The 6,405-nt window shown below is 38.8% G+C and carries 6 protein-coding genes; 1 reads left to right on the forward strand and 5 read right to left on the reverse strand.

The window, feature by feature from the left end:
* Position 1 precedes the first annotated feature (1 nt).
* The 5 genes from J2Y03_RS19960 to J2Y03_RS19980 all read right to left on the reverse strand — a co-directional run bounded on the left by J2Y03_RS19960 (position 2) and on the right by J2Y03_RS19980 (position 4,750).
* Complete coding sequence (locus J2Y03_RS19960; protein ID WP_310197302.1) at positions 2–454, reverse strand: NanQ anomerase/TabA/YiaL family protein; 453 nt, start codon at positions 452–454, stop codon at positions 2–4.
* A 232-nt stretch (positions 455–686) separates the two neighbouring features.
* A complete protein-coding gene (locus tag J2Y03_RS19965) occupies positions 687–947 on the reverse strand; it encodes a hypothetical protein (RefSeq protein WP_310197306.1) in 261 nt (86 codons plus the stop codon).
* Positions 948–1,172: 225 nt separating this feature from the next.
* Positions 1,173–1,799, reverse strand: a complete 627-nt coding sequence (locus tag J2Y03_RS19970) for a metal-dependent hydrolase (protein ID WP_310197309.1) — start codon at positions 1,797–1,799, stop codon at positions 1,173–1,175.
* Between the two features lie 142 nt (positions 1,800–1,941).
* Complete coding sequence (locus J2Y03_RS19975; RefSeq protein WP_310197312.1) at positions 1,942–3,729, reverse strand: S9 family peptidase; 1,788 nt, start codon at positions 3,727–3,729, stop codon at positions 1,942–1,944.
* Between the two features lie 127 nt (positions 3,730–3,856).
* Entirely contained in the window at positions 3,857–4,750 is an 894-nt protein-coding gene (locus tag J2Y03_RS19980) for an aminoglycoside phosphotransferase family protein (protein WP_310197315.1), read from the reverse strand.
* Positions 4,751–5,024: 274 nt separating this feature from the next.
* Between J2Y03_RS19980 and J2Y03_RS19985 the strand changes: the two genes are divergently transcribed.
* Positions 5,025–5,957 (forward strand): nuclease-related domain-containing protein, encoded by a 933-nt coding sequence (locus J2Y03_RS19985; RefSeq protein WP_310197316.1) that lies wholly within the window; start codon positions 5,025–5,027, stop codon positions 5,955–5,957.
* The last annotated feature ends 448 nt before the right edge of the window (positions 5,958–6,405 follow it).

A 6,405-nucleotide genomic window follows, 5' to 3' on the forward strand; every position in this document is an offset into this window, starting at 1 on the left:
CCTAAATAAGTATTTTGAAGACCACTTTTCTAACTTTTTCTCCACCATCCACTTTTATCCCAGTCATGTGAACATCACTCGGATACAGGATCATAAAGTCGCCTTTTTCAAGCTTTATTTTTGATTGCACTTTTCCTTCCAGAAGAAAGTAATCGTCCTGTTCATCGTACTCCTGTTTAATTGTCATTCTTTCAAAAAGCTCATTCGCAACAAATTCTTTTCCCTCGATAATGAAGTGAAGATCGATATATTTTTTATGTGATTCCCAGAACCGCTCTTCTGGCACTTTTGTTTCATATTCAATTAGATTGAAGAAAAGCTCATCCCCATTGACTTCATGCATACCTGTTTGTAAGTTAGCGAAATCATGAGTTTGAATATATTCAATGGCATGATTCACTCTTTCATTTATCCCTTTGTATAATTCGTAATTTTCGATGTGATCTAATATCATTTCATTAGCTCCTTAATTAGTCAGATTACTTTGATACTTAAACGCTTTCATAAACAAAATATAGCATACCTGCTATCTTTCGTAAATTTTTTTCTCTTTTTACTTTTATTTAGAAGGAAATTTTCACCATTTGTCTCCATAACAAAAAAATACCACAGTAAGGTACTGTGGAAGTAACAAATTTTATCCTTATCTTTCAAAGAAGGAAAGGTATCCCCTTCCTTTTTTAAACTCAAGAAAATCCTGCCATTGCAATTAAAATCGCTAAGCCTACGAGCAGGATGAAAGCGATATAACCAATAATACTTAAAATGGTAACAATCCAACCAATCACCTTGCGATCCGTCTTAATTAAATAGATTCCTAAAGCAATCGCACCAAAAACGAATCCTAAAATCCCCCAAAGGACCGGGCTTTTGCCATACTTTTTAGAATCAATCACCAAATAAATCGTAATGATAATATTTATTGCAAATCCAAAAAAGCTTTCCAACCTTTTCTCTCCTAACTATGTATCCAAGTATTTTTATTAAAATTATATCAGATAATTGTACTACATTTTAATAATTTTTCCAAAAGGAGACAGTTAGATGGTAATGTTCTAGGGGAGAATTCTTACTTCTAATTTTCGGGTACTCTAATTCTCTTTGAGTGACCGTAACGGAATTTCCCCTCCCTCTGAGTCACACTAGACCGCCTTGAGTGACCGAGTGCGATTCTATAATTCTATCTTTGAAACAGGTAAAAATAACTTAATCCCCCGTTTATTAAACGGTAATATTTTTAAATCGGCAATTAAGTGACTGATGTATCCCCCTAGACAGGTATAGAATACACCATCGATTCCAAGTGATCCTTCTAGTTTTGAAGCGATTACCCCAAAGAAAATGACACCCAAGATAGAATGTGTATAGCTACGATGCGAAGTGATTGACGCAATGATAATATAAACCCCCAGCAGCATTAACCACATTTCTGATAGAGAGAACCCTCCCATCAGTACCCCAATTCCTGTGATGGTTAACATATGCTTTTGTTTGATGAACCCTGAAATCACTATAATCCCCAGACCAATTCCGAGACCAAGCCATTTCTCTGTCGCACTGCCTTCATAAAAACTATAAAAAATCATCAATATCCCAATCAACTGAGCTGCCAACTGAATCAGCTTATGTGACAAGGTAATTTTTCCGCGAAGCTTTCCATCAATATCAAGATCAGGCATTAATCCCGCAATGGCTCCTAATCCGACAAACAAAGCGGTCTCAGATGGAGTGGCTTGAAACGTGTTGGCCACGATGAATCCTGTCGCAGCGCCAATTGCTGCATGTGCTGTACCATTCAATGTTGATTACACCCCTATTTCGATAGTTACTCTTCTTATCTTACATCAAAACATTTGTTCCGTTTAGAAAAAACAAAAAATCCTACTATTATCCTATTTTACGAGCAAAAAAAAGCCAAGCAGGACGCCAGGCTTTTGGTAACTAGTTGGACCCTAGGTATTTTTCAAGAAATTCAGCCATCATCGAATACGAATTAATTTTATTTTTTAATTTCACCATTGTATGCCCTTCTTCTTCGATGCGAATAAACGTTACTGGGTGATCTCGATTCATTAGTTTCCTGACGATTTGCTCAGATTCTTGAATGGAGACACGCGGGTCATTAACACCATGAATGACCATTAAAGGAGCTGCAATGTTATCCGCATGATTCAACGGGTCGATTTGGTCGAAGTAATCTCCATCTTTTTCAATCGTTCCATATTCTGCTTCCCTCAGCTTTTTCCGCCAAGGACTTGTTGTTTGTAAGAATGTTCGGAGGCTGGACATTCCCACAATATCGATACCAGCTGCCCATAAGTTCGGATAGTGGCTGATAGCAGCAAGCACGATAAATCCACCATAGCTTCCACCGACAATCGCTACCTTCTCGGGATTAATCTCTCCTGTTTTTTTTAGCCACTCCACTAGATAAATGACATCCTTCAATGCGTCCATTCGTTTGCGGCCATCATCAAGGTGAGTGTATGTTTTTCCATAACCTGTACTTCCGCGGATATTGGGCGCAGCCACCGCATAACCTTGGGTTAAAAAATATTGTAAAAAAGGGCTGTAGACAGCACGAGTTTGACTTTCGGGTCCTCCATGAATATAGACGACAAGTGGGGATCCCTCGTCTCTATGATTAGGCTTATAGTAAAAAGCAGGTATCGGACGTTGGTCAAACGATGGAAACGATATGATTTCTGGCTCAATTAATTTTTCCTCCAGGATTGGAGCACGGGAGATGTACGTAAGCCGTTTGGCTTGGAGGGTGTTAAGCTCAACCTCCCAGATGTCAGAAGGATGCGTGGGTCCATTTAGGACAAATCCCACCTTTTGTTGGTCAGGTGTAAATCTAAGATTGCTAATTACTCCCATTGGAGTGTCCCATGTATACAGCTTACTTTGAACAAGGTCTACGAGATACCCTTTCGATATTCCTCCTTCGTTCATGGAAAAAGCTAATTTATTTTTATCCTTATTCAAAACCAGGTCTTCAATATCCCACTCTCCCTGCTCCAGCCAAGTCAATTGTTTACTGGCAATGTGAATGAATGCGAGCCCGAAGAATTCTCTGTCCTGATTCGTTAATAGGTAGATATGGTCCCCATCCTTATTAAAATGAATATCTTTATAACTCGCTTCACCCTTATGTGCTGTAATCCAGTCCATTTTTTCAGTTAAAAGTGAAAATACCCCTAAATCATGATCAAGGGGCGAGTTTGCTTTTTTTACCAATAGTGATTTTCCATCTGGAAACCACTTTTCAACTAAATATGTCCCATCGGCGGCAAACACAAGTCGAATTTCCAGTGTCTCCAGATTTTGAATATATACATCTAAAGAATGTTGACTTCGGCGATTGCTGGACCATGCTATCCATTTTCCATCAGGAGAGCTGTCACCAAATAAATGAATATGTTCAGGGGAGTTGGTCAGTGCTATTTTTTCGCCGCCCTCTTTTAATAAGTACAATTGCTCCTTTTCATCCCCATCCACGTCCATCCCAATAATAAGATCTGATGTGCTGGCAATATATTTAATAAAGGTGATTCCTTTCAATGTAAAAGACGTTTGGGCAGGCCACCTATCTTCGCGGTCAAGCTCCCATACCTGTGGTAACCCCGTAAAATCAGAAATAAAGCTAATATTTTTGCCTTTAGGATCGTATTCAAAACTTTTTACCATACGCACATGGATAAAAGGGTCAATCGTTATTTCCTTCATTCCATTACCACCATTCATAAATTGAGTTCTCTTTACTCCATTCTATTTTGAAATGGCTCATATCATTCTGTATTTATTGAATGCAAAAAGACGATTCGGAGGTTGAATCGTCATTTTTTATATACGGCTATTCTAGAAACTCAATGAACCATTTCACACATTGATAAGTGGTTTCCCAATCCGCCTGGTCCTCTATCCCCCAGCAAGCATAAAGTGTCCCTAAAGCAACTGCTGCTTTTAACAAGCGTTGCCGGTCTAGTCCTAGCTGATTACTGATTGTATCCACTCGGAGTTTCAGGATGCTTTTTGAATCAGTTTTTGACTCTAGCTGATTCACCAAAAAAGATACCACATCAAAGTACGAATCACCTGCGACTCCTTTTGGATCAATCGCCATCCAGCCCTGCTGCTCGGAATACAAAATATTTTCATGATGTAAATCACCGTGAAGCAGCTCTGGTCCAGCTGATGTATCCTCGATATACTTGAAAAAATCCTCTGCTAACAGAACATGTTCATGGGAAATCGGACCATGGGGAAAGTTTTTCCGATAGCGCGTCAGCCCCTCAAACCAGTGTGTAAGTGATGGTGTTGATGTTCCATTAGGTACAGGTCTGCGAATCTCTTTCCATACTTTTATAAATGTTTCCACAACAAGCATTTCATCCTTTTCCTCTGAAAGCATCCTTCCAGGAATGAGCCGCTCTAACAGCATCACACCATTTTCCGAATCAGACTTCAACAGCTCGGCACAGCCGTTTCCGTCATATGCCTTTAGTGTTATCATTTCATTTCGTGTATCAAAGTTTGGAACGCCCAGCTTTAAAATTAGAGGTGTACCCTTTGAATCAGTCACTTTTATTACATAATTATAGGAAAGATTCTCAACAGGGCCTTCACTGGTAAGATTCCATTTTTGCAAATAGATTTGGACTGTTTGCCCTAAAGAATCTAACCAAGCCTTTCCTTCGGAGCCAAACGTGTTGATTATTATCCCCTGAAATTTTTCGAGAATTTGCATAAAATAGTTTTCTCCTTAATAGTTTCGATTGCAAGAATATAAATTCAACATTCCTCACCTAAATTCCTTTTATATGAAAAAAAGCATAATAAGTACGATTCGGGGGGAGGGGGGAGAAATCGTCTTTTTATACCTTACGAGTTAGCTTTTGTTGCTTTGCTAGGGAATGGAACAACCCAGCGATCTAATCATATATGCCTGCTTTATATCCTGCAGATGACTCTTTCATTGAAAGTTAACAAAGTATTCATACTTTTGGTTCTGTTTTTTCTATATGATGGAAGTAGAAAGGACGTGGGATATGCCATTTAAAGCCCGAAGTGAATCATTAGTATTAAAGACTCTTAGAATCTTAAGCAAACGAATGAAATTAACCGCGGATGAGCAGAGGTATTATTTAAACCAAGAAAAAGGGTATGAAGGGGAGGTTCAGTTTGATTTATTGACAGAGAAACTCCAACATAGCTGCCATATTTTGAACGATTTGCAGCTTGAGAGCAACAAGTCCAGTTTCCAACTTGATTCATCCCTTATTTTCCAAGAAACTTATAACCTATTTGAAGTGAAAAACTTTGAAGGCGAGTACATTTATGATACTGAATATTTAAAAACCCTCGGAGGATGGGATACCCAGAACCCGCTTGACCAACTAAAACGAAGTAAATTATTACTGAGCCAGCTTCTTCAATCACTAGGAAGTAAACTTACCGTCGAAGCGTACGTTATTTTTATTAACCCCCAGTTTACGTTATATCAAACTCCACCTGACTTGCCTTTTATACTTCCAACCCAGCTTCACCGCTTTATGAAAAAATTAGACCAGAAGTCATCGCAGCTCAATCAGTCACATAAAAATTTGGCAGACAAACTCATTTCATTACACCAATTAGAACCGCCAAAAATCCAGTTGCCCACCTATAAGTATGAGACGGTGAAAAAAGGAATGACCTGTAGTAAATGTGACTCATTTTCAGTGACAATCTCTGGAAAGAAATTGATTTGTAATAAATGTGGTGTTGAAGAACTGATAACAGTTGCAGTGATGCGCAACGTAGAAGAATTTAGGATTCTTTTTCCAGAGTTTAAGATCACTACTAATATTATCCATGAATGGTGCGGGGTCGTGGATTCTAGGAAGAGAGTTAGTAGGATTCTGGGGAAGAATCTTAAAATTAACGGTCTTGGTCAATGGGCCTTTTATGAATGAAAGATAGATTAATAGTTTAGTCATCAATTTTAGTTTTGTCCTTAAGAGAAAGATCTTAAGGACCTTTTTATTTATTTTTAAGAGATTTTGTCTTCAAGGCCATTTTTTGAGGACTAATCTATTGAGGATTTCGGTTGATTTGTCCTCAATACCACCGCTTGAGGAATAATCTTCTGAGGTCTCCTGTTGGATTTGTCCTCAATACCCCGGCTTGAGGACTAATCTTCTGAGGTCTCCTGCTGGATTTGTCCTCAATACCACCTCTTGAGGACTAATCTTCCGAGGTCTCCTGTTGGATTTGTCCTCAATACCACCGCTTGAGGACTAATCTTCCGAGGTCTACTGTTGGATTAGTCCTCAATACCACCTCTTGAGGACTAATCTTCTGAGGTCTCCTGTTGGATTTGTCCTCAATACCACCGCTTGAGGACTAATCTTCTGAGGTCTC

It is taken from the genome of Neobacillus niacini, from assembly GCF_031457145.1.
Lineage (GTDB): Bacteria > Bacillota > Bacilli > Bacillales > Cytobacillaceae > Neobacillus > Neobacillus niacini_J.

Excerpts from the sequence above, each read along its gene's own strand:
- J2Y03_RS19960 (WP_310197302.1), bottom strand. The coding sequence starts at position 454 with ATGATATTAGATCACATCGAAAATTACGAATTATACAAAGGGATAAAT.
- J2Y03_RS19980 (WP_310197315.1), bottom strand. The coding sequence starts at position 4,750 with ATGCAAATTCTCGAAAAATTTCAGGGGATAATAATCAACACGTTTGGC.
- J2Y03_RS19985 (WP_310197316.1), top strand. The coding sequence starts at position 5,025 with ATGATGGAAGTAGAAAGGACGTGGGATATGCCATTTAAAGCCCGAAGT.
- J2Y03_RS19975 (WP_310197312.1), bottom strand. The coding sequence starts at position 3,729 with ATGAAGGAAATAACGATTGACCCTTTTATCCATGTGCGTATGGTAAAA.